The sequence below is a fragment of the Gilliamella sp. ESL0405 genome (assembly GCF_019469205.1).
Classification (GTDB): domain Bacteria; phylum Pseudomonadota; class Gammaproteobacteria; order Enterobacterales; family Orbaceae; genus Gilliamella.
In genome coordinates, this window is the sequence record NZ_CP048265.1 from 2,395,548 (window position 1) to 2,411,900 (window position 16,353).

Annotated in this window: 15 protein-coding genes; 8 read left to right on the plus strand and 7 right to left on the minus strand. The window is 39.4% G+C overall.

Going from position 1 to position 16,353, the window contains the following annotated elements; translation table 11 throughout:
- Positions 1 to 15 precede the first annotated feature (15 nt).
- Entirely contained in the window at positions 16 to 1,773 is a 1,758-nt protein-coding gene (aspS, locus tag GYM74_RS10415; RefSeq protein WP_255556144.1) for an aspartate--tRNA ligase, read from the minus strand.
- 286 nt (positions 1,774 to 2,059) lie between these two features.
- On the opposite strand from aspS, the gene GYM74_RS10420 reads away from it, so the two are divergent.
- The 6 genes from GYM74_RS10420 to dusC all read left to right on the plus strand — a co-directional run bounded on the left by GYM74_RS10420 (position 2,060) and on the right by dusC (position 7,043).
- Positions 2,060 to 2,605: a cysteine hydrolase family protein gene (locus GYM74_RS10420; RefSeq protein ID WP_220218149.1), complete on the plus strand. Its 546-nt coding sequence runs from the start codon at positions 2,060 to 2,062 to the stop codon at positions 2,603 to 2,605.
- Between the two features lie 66 nt (positions 2,606 to 2,671).
- Positions 2,672 to 3,457 (plus strand): DUF3100 domain-containing protein, encoded by a 786-nt coding sequence (locus GYM74_RS10425; RefSeq protein ID WP_220218150.1) that lies wholly within the window; start codon positions 2,672 to 2,674, stop codon positions 3,455 to 3,457.
- Between the two features lie 2 nt (positions 3,458 to 3,459).
- Positions 3,460 to 3,909, plus strand: coding sequence for a hypothetical protein (locus GYM74_RS10430; RefSeq protein ID WP_220218151.1), 450 nt, complete (start codon positions 3,460 to 3,462; stop codon positions 3,907 to 3,909).
- A 20-nt stretch (positions 3,910 to 3,929) separates the two neighbouring features.
- Positions 3,930 to 5,249 carry an amidohydrolase gene (locus GYM74_RS10435; protein WP_220218152.1) on the plus strand — a complete coding sequence of 440 codons (1,320 nt, stop codon included), beginning with the start codon at positions 3,930 to 3,932 and terminating at the stop codon, positions 5,247 to 5,249.
- Between the two features lie 76 nt (positions 5,250 to 5,325).
- A complete protein-coding gene (locus GYM74_RS10440; protein WP_220218153.1) occupies positions 5,326 to 6,099 on the plus strand; it encodes a molybdopterin-synthase adenylyltransferase MoeB in 774 nt (257 codons plus the stop codon).
- Positions 6,096 to 7,043, plus strand: a complete 948-nt coding sequence (dusC, locus tag GYM74_RS10445; protein WP_220218154.1) for a tRNA dihydrouridine(16) synthase DusC — start codon at positions 6,096 to 6,098, stop codon at positions 7,041 to 7,043. Before GYM74_RS10440 ends, dusC begins: the two co-directional genes overlap by 4 nt.
- Positions 7,044 to 7,046: 3 nt before the next feature.
- Here dusC and GYM74_RS10450 read toward each other — a convergent pair whose 3' ends face one another.
- The 6 genes from GYM74_RS10450 to GYM74_RS10475 form a co-directional block, all read right to left on the minus strand.
- On the minus strand, positions 7,047 to 8,042 hold the full coding sequence (locus tag GYM74_RS10450) for a hypothetical protein (protein ID WP_220218155.1): 996 nt from the start codon (positions 8,040 to 8,042) through the stop codon (positions 7,047 to 7,049).
- A gap of 320 nt (positions 8,043 to 8,362) precedes the next feature.
- Positions 8,363 to 9,253, minus strand: a complete 891-nt coding sequence (locus tag GYM74_RS10455) for an L-ribulose-5-phosphate 3-epimerase (RefSeq protein WP_220218156.1) — start codon at positions 9,251 to 9,253, stop codon at positions 8,363 to 8,365.
- Positions 9,254 to 9,321: 68 nt separating this feature from the next.
- Complete coding sequence (locus GYM74_RS10460; protein WP_220218157.1) at positions 9,322 to 9,966, minus strand: 3-keto-L-gulonate-6-phosphate decarboxylase UlaD; 645 nt, start codon at positions 9,964 to 9,966, stop codon at positions 9,322 to 9,324.
- 19 nt (positions 9,967 to 9,985) lie between these two features.
- Positions 9,986 to 10,678, minus strand: a complete 693-nt coding sequence (locus GYM74_RS10465; protein WP_220218158.1) for an L-ribulose-5-phosphate 4-epimerase — start codon at positions 10,676 to 10,678, stop codon at positions 9,986 to 9,988.
- Between the two features lie 3 nt (positions 10,679 to 10,681).
- Positions 10,682 to 11,155, minus strand: coding sequence for a PTS sugar transporter subunit IIA (locus GYM74_RS10470; protein ID WP_220218159.1), 474 nt, complete (start codon positions 11,153 to 11,155; stop codon positions 10,682 to 10,684).
- 21 nt (positions 11,156 to 11,176) lie between these two features.
- A complete protein-coding gene (locus GYM74_RS10475) occupies positions 11,177 to 12,943 on the minus strand; it encodes a PTS ascorbate-specific subunit IIBC (RefSeq protein WP_220218160.1) in 1,767 nt (588 codons plus the stop codon).
- Between the two features lie 448 nt (positions 12,944 to 13,391).
- Between GYM74_RS10475 and ulaR the strand changes: the two genes are divergently transcribed.
- Positions 13,392 to 14,153, plus strand: a complete 762-nt coding sequence (ulaR, locus tag GYM74_RS10480) for an HTH-type transcriptional regulator UlaR (RefSeq protein WP_220218161.1) — start codon at positions 13,392 to 13,394, stop codon at positions 14,151 to 14,153.
- A gap of 25 nt (positions 14,154 to 14,178) precedes the next feature.
- Complete coding sequence (gene ulaG, locus GYM74_RS10485) at positions 14,179 to 15,246, plus strand: L-ascorbate 6-phosphate lactonase (protein WP_220218162.1); 1,068 nt, start codon at positions 14,179 to 14,181, stop codon at positions 15,244 to 15,246.
- The last annotated feature ends 1,107 nt before the right edge of the window (positions 15,247 to 16,353 follow it).

The following is a 16,353-nucleotide window of genomic DNA, read 5'->3' on the forward strand; positions in this document are numbered from 1 at the left end:
CGCATCAAATTATCGCTATTTTTTACTGACTTCAATGCCAAGTTCGACCAATGCGGCAGGATTAGCCGGGCTTGGTGCATCAGTTAATAAACAGGTTGCCGCTGTAGTTTTAGGGAAGGCAATAACATCACGAATATTATCAGTGCCCGATAACAGCATAGTTAATCTATCTAACCCAAATGCTAAGCCTGCGTGTGGTGGAGTACCATATTTTAATGCATCAAGTAAGAAGCCAAACTTTTCACGTTGATCATGTTCATCAATCCCCAAAATAGAGAATACGGCTTGCTGCATTTCACTACGATAAATACGCACCGATCCACCACCGACTTCATAACCATTAATCACCATATCATACGCATTTGCCACCGCCGCTTGTGGATTATTGATAAGTTGCTCCGGTGTAAAATCTTTCGGTGAGGTAAATGGATGATGCATTGCACTAAGTCCGTCATCCGTCTCTTCAAACATCGGAAAATCAACCACCCAAAGCACCGCCCATTTACTTTCGTCGGTTAAAGCTAAATCTTTACCAATTTTTAAACGTAAAGCGCCAAGTGCATCACTGACCACTTTATAGCTATCAGCACCAAATAATAAGATATCACCGTCTTTGGCATTAGCACGATCAAGTAACGCTTCCATTTGCGATTGATTGAAGAATTTCGCAATCGGGCTTTGTACCCCGTCTAAACCTTTGCTACGCTCATTAACTTTGATCCAAGCCATACCTTTAGCGCCGTAAACTGAAATAAATTGCGTATAATCATCTAACTGTTTACGTGTTAACTGCGCACCATTAGGTACACACAGCAAAGCAACCCGACCTTTGGCATCATTGGCTGGCGCAGAAAATACTTTAAAATCGACATCTTTAACCAAATCTGCCACATCAATAATTTCCAGCGGATTACGTAAATCCGGCTTATCACTGCCGTAACGGCGCATTGCTTCAGCATAAGTCATTACCGGGAATTTACCCAGATCGACATTTTTGACATGTCGCCAAAGTTCGCGGATCATCTGTTCCATGATTTCACGAACTTGTTCAGCAGTCATAAACGATGTTTCAACGTCAATTTGCGTAAATTCTGGCTGGCGGTCAGCACGAAGATCCTCATCACGAAAACATTTAACAATTTGATAATAACGATCAAAACCTGACATCATTAACAGTTGTTTAAACAGTTGTGGCGATTGTGGCAGCGCATAAAACTCACCATGATGAATACGACTAGGTACTAAATAGTCACGAGCACCTTCCGGCGTTGCTTTGGTTAACATCGGTGTTTCGATATCTAAAAAGCCGTGCTCATTCATAAAAGCGCGCACAAAAGCCGTGATTTTCGCTCGAGTTTTAAAAATGGTAGACATTTCCGGGCGACGCAGATCGATATAGCGATATTTCAAGCGCTGCTCTTCACTGTTATTTTGATTAAAATCGAGTGGTAAAACATCGCTGCGATTAAATATTGTCAATTCTGTCGCCAATACCTCAACTTCACCGGTAGCCATATCTTTATTGATTTGTCCTTCCGGTCTGGCTCGCACTTTACCTTTAATTTGAATACAAAATTCATTACGAAGTTCGCCAGCAAGTTGATATGCTTGTTGATAATCGGGATCAAAAAAGACTTGCACAATCCCTTCACGATCACGCATATCAATAAAAATCATACCACCTAAGTCTCGACGTTTATTAACCCAACCGCATAAAGTGACTTCTTGATTAATATAATTTGCATTGAGTTGCCCGCAATAAATTGTTCTCATTAAAATATCCTGTGTACTATTGCCAAAAATGCTAGTTATTATAGAGCAATTTATCCGGGTATAAAGACTATGATAAAAATAATCATCATTTAATTTACTTATACTCAGTTTTTGATAATAAATTTACTTTATAAATAAGTTATATAAAGTAAATGAAATTCAAAAAGATACCAATTATTCCTTTATAGTACTGACAAATCTCATCAAAACGGTTAATGAAAATCACTTGTCATATCATATATTTATTAATAAGCTTTAACTTTCTTAGCTAATTTGTTTACTTTATATGAAAGCTTTAATTTCAATTGATTACACTAACGATTTCGTTGCAGACAATGGTGCTTTAACGACCGGGTCAGTTGGTCAACATATTGAGTCTGAAATAGTAAAAGTAACGCAATCATTTATTAAAGATAACCATTTTGTCGTTTTCGCCATTGATGCACATGATCCTTCAGATAGCTATCATCCGGAAAATAAACTCTTTCCACCACATAATCTTATTGGCACTAGTGGGCAACAATTATTTGGCCGTTTAGATTCGCTATATCAAAAACATAAAAATAGTGATCACCTTTATTGGATCAATAAACGTCACTACTCTGCCTTTTGTGGCACAGATCTCGATTTACGCTTACGTGAAAGACACATTAGTGAAATCCACTTAACCGGCGTTTGTACTGATATTTGCATATTACATACCGCCGTCGATGCCTACAATTTAGGTTATAACATCGTGATTCATCAAAATGCGGTAGCTAGCTTCGATCCCGTTGGTCATCAATGGGCTTTGAATCATTTTAAAAATACGTTGGGAGCAACAATAGTTTAAGATAGATAGTTTAAGATAGATAGTTTAAAAAAATTAGACTAATAGCAATAAAAATAAGGAGTTAGGATGGAGGTTTTAAAAGACTATAGAGTGCATTTTCTTGCACTGCTTGTTGTTTTATTATGTGAGTTTATCGGTAAGCAATCAATTTGGACAATTGTGGTTTACCCAATGCTGTTTGCCATGATAATTGGCGGCATTATTAGTTTACCGAAATTGAAGATACTGAAAATTAAAAATATGAATCATGCCAGCACCGTGATGATTATTACCTTAATGCTACTGGTTGCCAAACTTGGAGTATCAGTGGGTCCCAAAATTGATATGATTTTACACGACGCAAAACTCGCTTTGATTTTTCAAGAGCTGGGACATTTTGCCGGTACCATTTTATTAGGCTTACCGTTGGCAATGATGCTAGGGATGAAACGAGAAGCGGTTGGCGCCACTTACTCGGTTGCGCGTGAACCCAATATTGCGATTATTGCCGACAAATATGGCCTTGAATCGCCGGAAGGACGTGGTGTGATGGCAATGTATGTTTGTGGCACACTTTATGGCGCAATATGGATGAGTATTCTTGCCACTTTAATGGCTAAATTTAATATTTTGCATCCTTATGCTTTAGCCATGGGCGCTGGGGTTGGAAGTGGCAGCATGATGGCCGCCTCCCTTGCACCAATCAGCGATCTTTACCCGCACATGGCGAACGAAATTAAAGCTTATGCCACAACCGCTAATTTAATGTCGAGCATTGTTGGCATCTATATTTATACTTTATTTTCTCTACCATTTGCATCATTTTTGTATAACACACTTGCCCGTTTTCGACGCAATAAAGAGGGCGCATAATCATGAAGATTTTAGAAACACTCTTTTTACTTATTTTAGTTGCAATTATCATGGCCGCTGGCAACTCAGTCGGTTATCACATTGATTTTATGCTTTCACTACAAGCCATGGCTATTTTAGTCGCGATATCCATTGTCGGCTTTTTTATCAGCAAAATTCCGGTGCTCAATAAACTACCGGTTATTTTATGGGTATCAGTTGCCGCTGCGGTGGCGTCCTCTCCGATCTTTCCATTTAATGAGCAAGTGGTATCGATAACCAATGAGGTCTCTTTGCTAGCGGTTTGTACACCGGTGCTTGCCTATGCAGGATTAGCAATCGGTAAAGATCTTGCTTTATTTAAAAGTATATCGTGGCGAATCATTCCGGTATCGCTAGCGGTATTTTCGGGCACCTTTATTTTTGCGGCAATTATTGCTCAAATCACATTACAATGGGAAGGCGTTATCTAATTTAGATAAGGATGATATTGATGACAAAAGAAGAACTTAAAAAACAGGTTTGCCAAGCGATTGCCAACCGCAAAGCAGATATAAAAACCCTTGCTGAAGCGATTTGGGCTGAACCGGAGCTGGGCTATAAAGAGCATAAAACCGCCAAAAAAGTTGAACAAGCGTTTGATGCGCTCGGCGTACCGTATAAAAATAAACTGGCGGTAACTGGCGTTAAAGGCCGCTTAAAAGGGGGTAAAGGTAGCCAATACAGCGTTGCAGTCATTGGCGAACTTGATGCAATTATTTGCGCTGACCACCCGTCCGCAGATGAAACATCCGGTGCTGCGCATTGTTGTGGTCATAATGCCCAAATTGCCAACATGATGGCGGTCACTATGGGATTAATTGACGCCGGCGCCATGCAGTTTTTAGCCGGCGATGTGGTGCCATTTGCTGTACCGGCCGAAGAGTATGTTGAAATTACTTACCGAAATCGCCTTATTGAAGAAGGCAAAATTAAATATATCGGCGGTAAACCGGAACTGATTTCACGAGGTGAATTTGATGATGTTGATATGGCATTACAAATCCATTTAACCAGTGTACCGACCGAACAACAAGACGGATTTATCGAAATCTCAACAACCAGTAATGGTTTTATTGGTAAATTGATCCGCTACAAAGGGGAAGCAGCTCATGCGGCAGCCGCACCACATGCCGGCGTCAATGCATTAAATGCCGCCATGATGGGCATGATGGGCGTTCATGCGATTCGTGAAACATTTCAGGAAAAAGACTATATTCGTTTTCACCCAATCATTACTCAAGGCGGCGATTTGGTCAATGTGGTACCCAGTGATGTGCGTATGGAAAGCTATGTAAGGGCTGGTAACGTTCCGGCGATGATTGATGCCAATGAGCGAATTAATCAAGCCTTAAAAGCCGGCGCAATGGCGGTAGGAGCAACGTGTGAAATTAAAGATCTACCCGGTTATCTACCTTTGCATAATAACCCAACATTAAATACGCTTTTAAAAGCCAATGCTGAAGCATTAATTGGCGAAGAAAATGTATCTGTTGCGCCGCATATGACGGGTAGCACTGACACCGGCGATTTATCACATATCATGCCGGTTAGTCATCCATGGATTGGCTCAGTCAGAGGCGTACTGCACGGTAAAGACTACACGGTATTTGATGAAGATATGGCCTACATCCGCCCCGCTCAAATGATGGCATGTACCATTATCGATCTGCTTTATGATGACGCCAAAACGGCACAAACATTATTATCCAACTATAAACCACTGATGAGTAAAGAAGAGTATTTAAGCTTCTTGTCGAAATTCGATAAATAATGTTTTTCACTTGGCACAATGTTTGTGCCAAGTTTCTGCTATAATAGCGATTTTTTAACAACCAACACAACTTCCTATGCAAGCGCTAACCGATCAAGAACTCTATCGTTATGACAGACAAATCACTTTACGTGGTTTTGATATTGATAAACAGCAGATCTTAAAAAATAGCGCTGTGTTAATAATTGGTCTGGGCGGATTAGGTTGTGCCGCTTCACTCTATTTAGCCAGTGCCGGGATCGGTAAATTAACTTTAGTCGATTTTGATACCGTGTCCGCATCTAACTTAAACCGGCAAATTTTATATACTGCACAGTCAATCAACAAATTTAAAGTGGATGAAGCCAAACAAGCATTACTTAACATCAATGCGGATATCGAAATAACTGCAATCAATGATAAAATTGAAGATGAGAAGTTAATGGCATTAATTCAACAACACGACATTGTCATCGACTGCACCGATAACTTATCCACCCGGGAACAGATTAATGGCAACTGTTATCAGCTTAAAAAACCGCTAGTTTCTGCTGCGGCTATACGAATGGAAGGGTTATTAACAACCTTTACTTATCAAGCTAATACACCATGTTACCACTGTTTAAGCCGACTGTTTGGGCAAGATCAACTAAGTTGCGTTGAAGCCGGTGTCATGGCGCCATTAGTCGGCATGTTTGGGTCGATGCAAGCCCTCGAAGCCATTAAAGTTTTGACCGATTACGGCAAGCCATTAGTGGGTCGGGTGCTGATGATTGATACCATGAGTATGCAATTTAATCAGGTTGGACTTTCAAAGCAGCCCGATTGTCCGATCTGTGGTGAAAGCGATAAAAATCGGGTAACACAATGAATATTAATCGAATTATATTAGCACCAATGGAAGGTGTATTGGATTATCATGTCCGACAAATCTTAACTGAAATAAATCAATTTGATTATTGCGTGACGGAATTTGTACGCGTCATGCATCATAAATTATCCAATCGAACCTTTTATCGGCTTTGCCCGGAGCTTAACCATAGCGGAAAAACCACATCGGGCACACCTGTTCGTGTCCAAATACTGGGACAATCACCGCAATGGATGGCAGAAAATGCGCTCAAAGCGATCGAATTAGGCTCCTATGGCGTGGATATTAATTTTGGATGCCCGGCTAAAACCGTGGTTGGCAGTCATGGCGGCGCCTATCTATTACAATATCCACAGCAGATCTTCGATATTGTTCAACACGTCCGACAAGCGATTGGCAACGAGCAAATATTATCGGTTAAAATTCGTCTCGGTTGGCATGATAAATCCCTTTGCTATGAGATTGCGCAAGCCATTGCCAGTGCCGGAGCTACTGAATTGGTGGTTCATGGTCGAACAAAACAGGACGGTTATCAAGCGGACAAAATCGATTGGCAGACCATAGGCCACATAAAACAAAAAGTGACCATTCCGGTCATAGCCAATGGTGAAATCTTTGCTATTAAAGATGCCCAAAATTGTGTCAATCAGAGCCAAACCGGCGATATTATGCTGGGTCGGGGAATATTAACCATTCCTAATTTAGCCAATATGATACGCTTTAAACAAGCACCGTTAAGCTGGCAAGACGTTTTACAAATATTAAGTCGCTACGCAAGCAGTCATGTAGCCGATGCCAAACCGTTTTACCATTCTGCTCGAATCAAACAATGGCTGGCATATCTACGACAACATTATCAACCGGCAGCTTCATTATTGCGCAATATTCGAACACTTAAATCACAACAAGAGATCATTGATTTTTTAGAGCGAGAACAACAATAATCATTACTTAAATAACATATGCGCTTTAGTTGAACCGGCAAAGTAATAACGGGTAATTGAAGAGACAATAAAGCACGGGCAAATCATCGATATCAATAACGTTATTAAAGGTAGAATATAGCTAAAATGCGATCGCAAGTTATTTGCCCAATAAATTAATCTAGTATTATTAAACAATAACGCCAGACAAAGCAAATTGAAAATCACCGTAAATAGATTAATTAACAGCGCACTTTTAATAATTCTATCGGTCTGTAGCACTACAAAAGTTTGTTTGAACTGTTTTCGACTAATTAATATAACCAGCAATAAATTAATCAAAAAAACCATAAGTGGGAAGATCTCATTTAACTCACTTGCATGATAATAGTTAGAAATGGTTAGGGTGGTGAACAATAATAAAGCGGTAAACACAACAAACAAGAACATATATAGCGCAATAAACAACACAAAGTGAATACGAGTGCTATTTTGTTGGTTAAGCTCAAAAACCTGTTTACTTTTATCAAACCATGGACTCATCAGTTTAATATAAAAATAGATAATCAGACCGATTAAGGTCAGCTTAAGCACATTATAGCTGATAGCCGCCGTCACAATCCCGCCACTTGAATTAGGAGCGATAAACCTTGCCAATAAGTCACTGTTAACAAAAATGTGATCAAATATTAAGTCAAATATTTTGACAATCACGACATTGATTTCTAACAAAAGGAGATTTTTCAGCGTGAAAATATGAATATTACATCGATTTAAAGCGAAAGCCGAAACAATAAAACTTAATAAAGCAACCGGAATTAAATTATAAAATTCATTATGCAAGTAGAAAATATAATCGCTAATAATTGACCATAATAGATAAAAATGGTCAATTACCCCAATAAATGGATACAAAAATAACCATAGAATAATAAGCACACTGAAAATAAAAAACAGTGCAACAAAAGTAAGAGGTAATGTAAAAAAAGATAATTTTTTTGAAACAATGCTTAAAGTCATTTAATACCTTATTTTTATTTCAATTTGGAAATTTAAAATCTGGTTAAAACACGACCTTGAAACATATAATATAGATTAGACAGCATAACCAAAACCGATAAATAAAATACCACAAGCGCAAACAATCACCAATAATATTTTTAATATCTGCCTTGTTTATTAAGGCTTAAATAGTGAAAAACATTTTATGAATCAATTGGTTAAAAATAATCGTTAGCTGTTTAACCTTAGTGATAATAATAAGCGTGTAAACACGCTTCACCAGCTTGAAGGGGGTGAAGCAATGTAAAAAATGAGTGGAACAATTAACCTAAACCCGATTAACTAAATAGTGGAAAATCGGCTTGCTGAGCAATATCCGTTAAGCGCTGTTTAGCCGTCACGATATTTTGTTTCCAGTTTTGATCTTGTGCCCACATTTCAATTACCAGTGGTGCGGTATAATTCATCTGTTTGAGCGTTTTGAAGATCGCAGCAAAATCGACTTCACCTTCACCGATCACTAAATCACGAAACTGTCCGGCGTAATTGGGTTTAACTTTGTAAGTATCTTTTAGGTGTATTTGCACAATATGTTCACTGCTGAGTAATAGCTCGGTGCACACATCATAGTTCCAACCGGTAATATTACCCACATCCGGATAAGCCATAAAATAAGGGGAGTTGACTGATTTTCGTAAAATCTCAAATTTACTGAGCGAGTTGAGATAGTTGGTATCCATTATCTCAACTGCTAACATCACGCCCCTTCGCTCAGCTTGTTTGGCGCTCCATTGCATTCCTTCAATAAAACGCTGATGAGTCTCTAAATTAGCCGGTTCGTAATAAACATCATAGCCCGCTAACTGAATCACTCTCACGCCTAACTTATAAGCAAGCAAAATGGCTTTATTCATAATGATTTTAGCTTGTTGTCGAATACTCTCCTGCGCTGAGCCAAATGGGTATTTACGGTGAGCGCTTAAACAAATGGAATGAAAATAGATGCCGGTTTGTTCACATAATCGCTTTAAGCTGAAAATCTCTTCATCTGACCAATCGAGCCTTGCTTGTCGTTCATCAGTTTCGTCAATCGACAGTTCGATAAAGTCGAATCCTAATGATTTCGCTTGGTTAAATTTTTCTTGCCATGAAAGCGTATTAGGAAGTGCTTTTTCATAAAGACCGATCAAAGGCGATGATTTGATGATATTGATTGAACTTTCTGTCATAGTTTAAACCTAATAGTGATTAAATAAAGCTTGATGCAGTCACCAATTAAGTGGCTGCATCAATCCGCTTACCAATATTTAGCAATTTGATCTCTCAACGCTTGCGCCGTTTGTTGACCGTTTTCATTGGCTAGTGCTCGACCAGCGATAAATGCTTTGGTTTTAATTCCTTTGAACAGATGTATATCTTCCGGCACAATGCCACCGGTAATGGATAACTCTAACCCCAGATCAGAAAGTTGGCGCATTTTAACCAGATCTTCTTCGCCCCAACCAACCCCTGCCAATTCGGCATCTCGTGAGCGATGATAGATCGCTTGTTTGATGCCTAATTTACGCCACGCTTTGGCATCTTCAAGCGTCCAATGACCATACAGCTCAATTTGAATTTCACCGTTATACTCATCAGCCACTTTTTTACAAGCTTCAATGGTTGCAATATGCGCCGCTGCTGAAACCGTGAGCCAATTTGCGCCAGCAGAAAACGCCATTTTCGCCAAAATAGCACCGCCATCGGTGGTTTTTAAATCACACACTAAAATATGATTAGGGTGCTTTTCTCTTAAGGTTTTCACACCAATAATGCCGGCACCAAATGCCAGAATCGTTCCTACTTCGATAATATCGACAAATCCGGCAACATTCTCTGCTACCTCTAAAGCCGGCTTTAATTCTGTTTGATCTAAGGCTATTTGTAACATAGGTTTTGTCATTTTACTTCCCCTTTAAATTCTATTTTTGACCATAATAAGCATTGGCACCATGCTTACGGAAATAGTGTTTATCTGATAAAGCTTGTTGAATATGAATGGTTGGATTAAGCTGACGAGTTGACAGCGCCATTTTAGCCACCTCTTCGAGTACCACTGCGTTATGTACTGCATCAATGGCATCTTTTCCCCAACAAAATGGCGCATGTCCTGAAATTAATGCGCCAGGCATAGCAACCGGATCAAGACCACGACGCTTGAACTCCTCAATAATCACTAATCCGGTGTTTTTTTCATAATCTGACGCAATTTCATTTTCAGTCAATCGCCTTGTACAAGGTACGTCGCCATAAAAATAATCCGCATGCGTTGTGCCTAATGCCGGTACATCTAATTCTGCTTGCGCCCAAATGGTGGCAAAAGGTGAATGAGTATGCACAATGCCACCAATGTTGCTAAACGCTTTGTAAAGCTCAAGATGCGTTGCGGTATCGCTTGACGGGTTTAATCGTCCTTCGACTATCTCACCTTCTAGTGACAAGACAACAATGTCTTCGACCTTCATATTTTCATACTCAACGCCGGAGGGTTTAATCGCAATCACCCCTTTAGTACGATCAATTTGCGAAACGTTACCCCAAGTAAAGGTCACTAAGTGATGTTTGGGCAGGGTTAAATTAGCTTGTAATACTTTCTCTTTTAAAGCCTGATACATAAATCAACCTCCCATTAATGCCTTATCGATGACGGCATAAACATCTTCTTTGGTTTTACAAGCTCTTAACTTATCGAGATCAACACCAGTTTCACTGTTTTCATCATCGAGTACTTGTGTCACTTCCATTAACCCTTGCATATGCTCATCAGAAGTACTGCCCGCTAACGTGATAAGCACATCAACCGGTTCCGGTTCGCCGTCAAAGTAGACCGGTTTATTGAGTGTGACTAAAGCAAATGCTGTTCGATTCACGCCGTCTTCGGGTCTGGCGTGTGGCATGGCAAAATTAGGGGCGATAATAATGTAAGGTCCCATGGTTTTCACACAATGAATAATCGCCTCATAATAAGAGGGTTTAATCGCTTGAGATGCAACAAGCATATCCGTTCCTAACTTGATAGCTTCCTGCCAAGTGGCTGCATCAGCTTTAAGTAAAATAGAGTTGTTTTCAATCAATGATTCTTTCAAAGCCATGTTGCGCTCCTTTTATATAATTTACTGGGCAAGAACTTTTTTAATCAGTTCAATAAGTTCATCACCAAATGTGTTTGGATTTAGCATATTTTGTACACCTAAAGCATGTTGTCCTTCGTTGACTTCAATCTCGTGGATCAGATGCTTAGAGGCAACGATGATATCGACATTAGGTAAACGGGATTTGTAATCGGTAACTGCACATGAATCCATAACATTGGCTATGCCTTTCTTATCTAAATAATTGGCAATTTTCATTTTCATCATCATTGAAGAGCCTTGACCACTGCCGCATACCGCTAAAATGCGCACCGGTTTACCTTCACTAATTGCCACTTCTTCCATTTTTTCAACGACCGCTTCGTTAACATCTTCAGTTGGATCATCGACCAGCGGTCTATTTTTTTGTTCTGCTTCTTCTTGACGTAACTGTTTAGCCGCAAAGAACATATAGACTAAAGCTAAAGCGATAAGTACATAGATGAATAAGTAAGAGAAAGATAATCCTTGTAAAATAGGCGGGAACAAGATAGCCCAGTCAGCCATACCCATCCAAGAATCGATTGGTGTACCATTTTGCGCAAAGATATGAATCACCCAGGCAGAGCCAAATACTTCAATCATGCCCATAACAAAACAGATCTTCATCACCGCTTTCCAGCCACCAAAATGGTTAGAAAATACGCCAATGGTCGCATTAGAGAAGAACATCGGGATAAAGCCCGGAATGATCATAATCGGCGATTTAAAGACCAGTAATAAAGCAATAGCTAAAAATTGCCCTAATGCACCCCAGATAAAACCAAACACCATTGCATTAGGTGAAAACGCATAAATCGCCGCACAGTCAATGGCGAGTACCGCATTAGGAATTAATTTTTCAGAAATACCTTTAAAGGCTTCAGATAATTCGGCAACAAACATTCTCACGCCGCCAACAATAACTTGAATTGCCACCGCAAATTTAAGCCCAGTCTCTAAAATATAGATTGTCCAATGGGTTGAACCGGCCATTGTTTGTAAATTATCTAAACCGAAAGAAAGTAGAATAATGCCAAAAAAGATGGTCATGACAATTGCGGTTGCCGCAATGCTATCATGGAAAATATGCAACCATTTCGGAAGTTTTAGATTATCCACTGAATCATTTTTATCACCTAATTTCGGCGCTAATTTAACCGCAATCCACGAGCCTAATTGTTGCTGATGACCAATTGAAAACCCAGCTCCACCGGTGACGGCCTCAGTTGGTTTAAACATCATATTGGAAAAAATTCCCCAATAGAGCGCCGTAATAACGGCTGAGTAGATGATTGTTTCCCACATGCTAAAACCAAATAGGAAATAAAATAGTGCAATTAAGCCCACTTGTTGGAACATGATATGTCCGGTAAGCATAATTGTCCGAATTCCGGTTATACGGCGGAAAATAACCAATAAAATATTAATCGCAAGCGCTAATAGTACCGCATAGCCTACCCATGAATAATACTCACCCATGCCTGTCTCAACCGCCACCATTGAGGCATAAGTATCGATAATTGATCCTTTGATACCATGATATTCAGAAAGTTTGGCGATAACCGGTTTAAAGGTCGAAACCAAAACGCCCGAACCAACTTGCAATAACATGAAACCGACGATAGTTTTAATTGTTCCTTTTAAAATAGTGGTGATATCTTTTCTTAAAAGGCAATAGCCTAACATTGTCACTAACCCAAGTAACAAAGGCGCCTTTGTCATCACTTGGCTATAAAAAATATAAAATATGTTATAGATTACTTCCATAGACCCCTCTCAATGGTAATGGACACTACTGCTTCAATTATTCGAAGAACTGACAACAGATAGATGAATAAATCATCAAAATGTCTCTTATATGGTTGTTAATGATGAAGTTAATTTTGAGATAAATTTAAACTTCATGGGTTAATCAATCGCAAATGACTCAATTAACCGACATCATCTTTTCACAATCACAATTAATCACTCAATGATTATTTATGATTAATTTGACCAAGATCACCTTTCTAATTCATTCGACTTAATATCTGTGATTGTGATCACACTTTTGTTAAAAAAACCGATCCAAACAAATGCAAAAGTTATTTTTTTACAATATATTAAAGAAATATCACTGGAATAGGATTTTTAAAATAATTGACAATATTGTGAATGAAAACTATTATCACAAACAATCAAATTTAATCAAAAAATGGACAACTTGAGGCGATAAATGAACGAAATAACTCGACATAATGAAATTGTTGCTTTAGTGAGCGAAAAAGGGATGCTCAAAGTGACAGAATTGATCGAACTTTTTTCGATCTCACCGGCTACAGCCCGTCGTGATATCACAAAATTAGATCAAGAAGGGCGAGTAAAAAAAGTTCGTAATGGCATTATGCGATTAGAAGAACAAAAAGCGATTTGGGTGCCAATTGACATCAACAACACCGAAAACTATCACGAAAAAGCACGCATTGCGATACGAGCGGCAAAGCTATGCAGTAACGATGAAAATGTGGTGATTAATTGTGGATCAACCGCTTTTTTATTAGGACGTGAATTGTGTGGCAAGCAGGTTTCGATTATCACCAACTACTTTCCACTGGCTTGTTATTTAATTGAGCATGATCATGAAAATGTCATCATTATGGGTGGTTTATATAACAAAACACAAAATATCATCCTCAACCCAATTGCCAGTATCACAGATTCCTATGCCGGTAAATGGATGTTTACCAGTGGCAAAACCCTTACGCCAACAGGCCTTTATAAAAATGAAATATTAAGCGCTGTAGCTGAACAGCAAATATTAGAAAAAGCGGAAAAATTGGTAGTGGTGGTCGATAGTTCAAAAATCGATACCAAAGCAAATTCAGGCATGCTTTTTTGCCCAGTAAGTAAAATTGATATCTTAATTACCGGTAAGCAAGCAAACAAGGAAGTAATTGAGAGCATCAAAAAACAAGGTGTAGAAGTGATTTTAGTCTAATTATTATTGTTAAAAGGAACATAGTATGAGTAAAGTGAACGAAATTACCCGTGAATCGTGGATATTAAATACGTTTCCTGAGTGGGGAACTTGGCTTAATGAAGAGATTGAAACAACCGAGGTTAAACCCAATACGTTTACCATGTGGTGGCTTGCTTGTACCGGGATTTGGTTAAAATCGGCTGGTAATACAAATATCTCGGTGGATTTTTGGTGTGGAACAGGTAAAAAAACTCATGCCAACCCTTTCATGAACAAACAACATCAAATGATGCGTATGGGCGGCGTGCGTGAGTTACAACCCAATTTAAGAACCAGCCCTTTTGTGCTTGACCCTTTTGCGATAAAAGAGATCGACGCAGTAATGGCAACCCACGATCATGCTGATCACATTGACGTTAATGTGGCAGCGGCGGTAATCCAAAATTGTTCACCGAAAGTCAAATTCATTGGTCCTAAAGCTTGTGTCGAATTATGGAAAAGCTGGGGCGTGCCGGAAGATCGCTGCATTGTTGCCAAAGTGGGCGACACTATTGAAGTGGGTGATATCACCATTCGTGTGCTTGACTCATTTGACCGAACTTCTTTAGTAACGCTACCTAAAGGCGTCTCTTCAACCGATAAATCGATTTTAGACGGTATGGATGATAGAGCGGTTAACTATCTGTTTGAAACATCCGGCGGATCACTTTATCACTCTGGCGATTCTCACTATTCTAACTACTATGCGAAACATGGTAACGATTATAAGATTGACGTGGCGTTGCTCTCTTACGGTGAAAACCCTCGTGGTGTAACCGATAAAATGACCTCATCAGACATTTTACGTGCAGCCGAATCACTTAATACTAAAGTCGTGATTCCATTCCACCACGATATCTGGGCAAACTTCCAAAGTGATCCTCGTGAAATTGAAGTGTTATGGGAAATGAAAAAAGATCGCCTTGATTACCAATTTACGCCATTCTTCTGGCAAGTCGGTGGGCGTTATACTTATCCAACTGATAAAGGTAAAATGCATTATCAACACTATCGTGGCTTTAGAGATATCTTTACTGACGAACCGGAATTACCTTACCGTTCGTTTTTATAGTCGATGTAGTGGCCTGTCAGTTTGACAGGCCAGTTTGTCAAATTTTGGTTAATGTCATTTGATTAAATAAGCTTTTATTTAGTCCTTTGGGTCGGTTAGTTTAACGGCCCCTTTTTGTTAATATCCTTTCTATTTAAGCGTTCGCTGGATTATTTAGTGTTTTGGGTTTTGGTTGAGGTTATTTAGATTTTATACTTAAACGTGGGTGTTTTCTGAAAGTTCTTGTCAGTGGTTTGTGTTTTTTTGCTTAAACGCCTATATTTTCTGAAACTTTTTGACAAGTTTTTTACTTTCTTTGAAAGTTGTAGGTTTTTTGTCTGCAGGTTTCGGACGCTGTGAATTAGTTGATATTTTCATTTCGGTGTCTGCGTCCGAATAGGGGGATTTTATGCGAAATCCCCCTATACCCCCTCGCAGCACCACCCAACGCGGTCTTCGACTGCCCTCCGCCTTCGTTCGGTCTTAACGCACCGGCGCTGATTTGTTCCGGACAAAGCAGCGCCTCGCCAAACATCCTTGTTTGGCGTGCTAACCTCTCTCAGTTGTCGGCGCTTTGTGAAGGTGCGGGTTGGTGCATTTGTTTGCTTTTGTGGAAGATAACGGTATGGGTCTCGGGGTATTTTGAAAATATCTTAAAAATTTTGTTTTTATACTAAAACGTGTGTGTTTTCTGAAAGTTCTTGTCAAGGGGTTGTATTTTTTGCTTAAACGCCTATGTTTTCTGAAACTTTTTGACAAGGTTTTTATTTCGTTAAAAGTTGCGGTTTTTTGGTTTGCAGGTTTCGGACGTTGTTGATTGGTTGATATTTTCATTTCGGTGTCTGCGTCCGAATTAGGGGGATTTTATGCGAAATCCCCCTATACCCCCTCGCAGCACCACCCAAAGCGGTCTTCGACTGCCCTCCGCCTTCGTTCGGTCTTAACGCACCGGCGCTGATTTGTTCCGGACAAAGCAGCGCCTCGCCAAACATCCCTGTTTGGCGTGCTAACCTCACTCAGTTGTCGGCGCTTTGTGAAGGTGCAATCTGGTGCACTTTTATGATTTGGTGAAAAGTTACCGTTTAGGTTTTGGGATATTTTGAAAATATCTTAAAAATTTTGTTTTTA

What these genes read in the sequence shown, in the direction of transcription:
- GYM74_RS10465 (WP_220218158.1), bottom strand. Translation starts at nt 10,678, where the DNA reads ATGTATCAGGCTTTAAAAGAGAAAGTATTACAAGCTAATTTAACCCTG.
- aspS (WP_255556144.1), bottom strand. Translation starts at nt 1,773, where the DNA reads ATGAGAACAATTTATTGCGGGCAACTCAATGCAAATTATATTAATCAA.
- dusC (WP_220218154.1), top strand. Translation starts at nt 6,096, where the DNA reads ATGAATATTAATCGAATTATATTAGCACCAATGGAAGGTGTATTGGAT.
- GYM74_RS10475 (WP_220218160.1), bottom strand. Translation starts at nt 12,943, where the DNA reads ATGGAAGTAATCTATAACATATTTTATATTTTTTATAGCCAAGTGATG.
- GYM74_RS10450 (WP_220218155.1), bottom strand. Translation starts at nt 8,042, where the DNA reads ATGACTTTAAGCATTGTTTCAAAAAAATTATCTTTTTTTACATTACCT.
- GYM74_RS10460 (WP_220218157.1), bottom strand. Translation starts at nt 9,966, where the DNA reads ATGACAAAACCTATGTTACAAATAGCCTTAGATCAAACAGAATTAAAG.
- GYM74_RS10430 (WP_220218151.1), top strand. Translation starts at nt 3,460, where the DNA reads ATGAAGATTTTAGAAACACTCTTTTTACTTATTTTAGTTGCAATTATC.
- GYM74_RS10420 (WP_220218149.1), top strand. Translation starts at nt 2,060, where the DNA reads ATGAAAGCTTTAATTTCAATTGATTACACTAACGATTTCGTTGCAGAC.
- GYM74_RS10435 (WP_220218152.1), top strand. Translation starts at nt 3,930, where the DNA reads ATGACAAAAGAAGAACTTAAAAAACAGGTTTGCCAAGCGATTGCCAAC.
- ulaR (WP_220218161.1), top strand. Translation starts at nt 13,392, where the DNA reads ATGAACGAAATAACTCGACATAATGAAATTGTTGCTTTAGTGAGCGAA.
- GYM74_RS10470 (WP_220218159.1), bottom strand. Translation starts at nt 11,155, where the DNA reads ATGGCTTTGAAAGAATCATTGATTGAAAACAACTCTATTTTACTTAAA.
- GYM74_RS10425 (WP_220218150.1), top strand. Translation starts at nt 2,672, where the DNA reads ATGGAGGTTTTAAAAGACTATAGAGTGCATTTTCTTGCACTGCTTGTT.
- ulaG (WP_220218162.1), top strand. Translation starts at nt 14,179, where the DNA reads ATGAGTAAAGTGAACGAAATTACCCGTGAATCGTGGATATTAAATACG.
- GYM74_RS10440 (WP_220218153.1), top strand. Translation starts at nt 5,326, where the DNA reads ATGCAAGCGCTAACCGATCAAGAACTCTATCGTTATGACAGACAAATC.
- GYM74_RS10455 (WP_220218156.1), bottom strand. Translation starts at nt 9,253, where the DNA reads ATGACAGAAAGTTCAATCAATATCATCAAATCATCGCCTTTGATCGGT.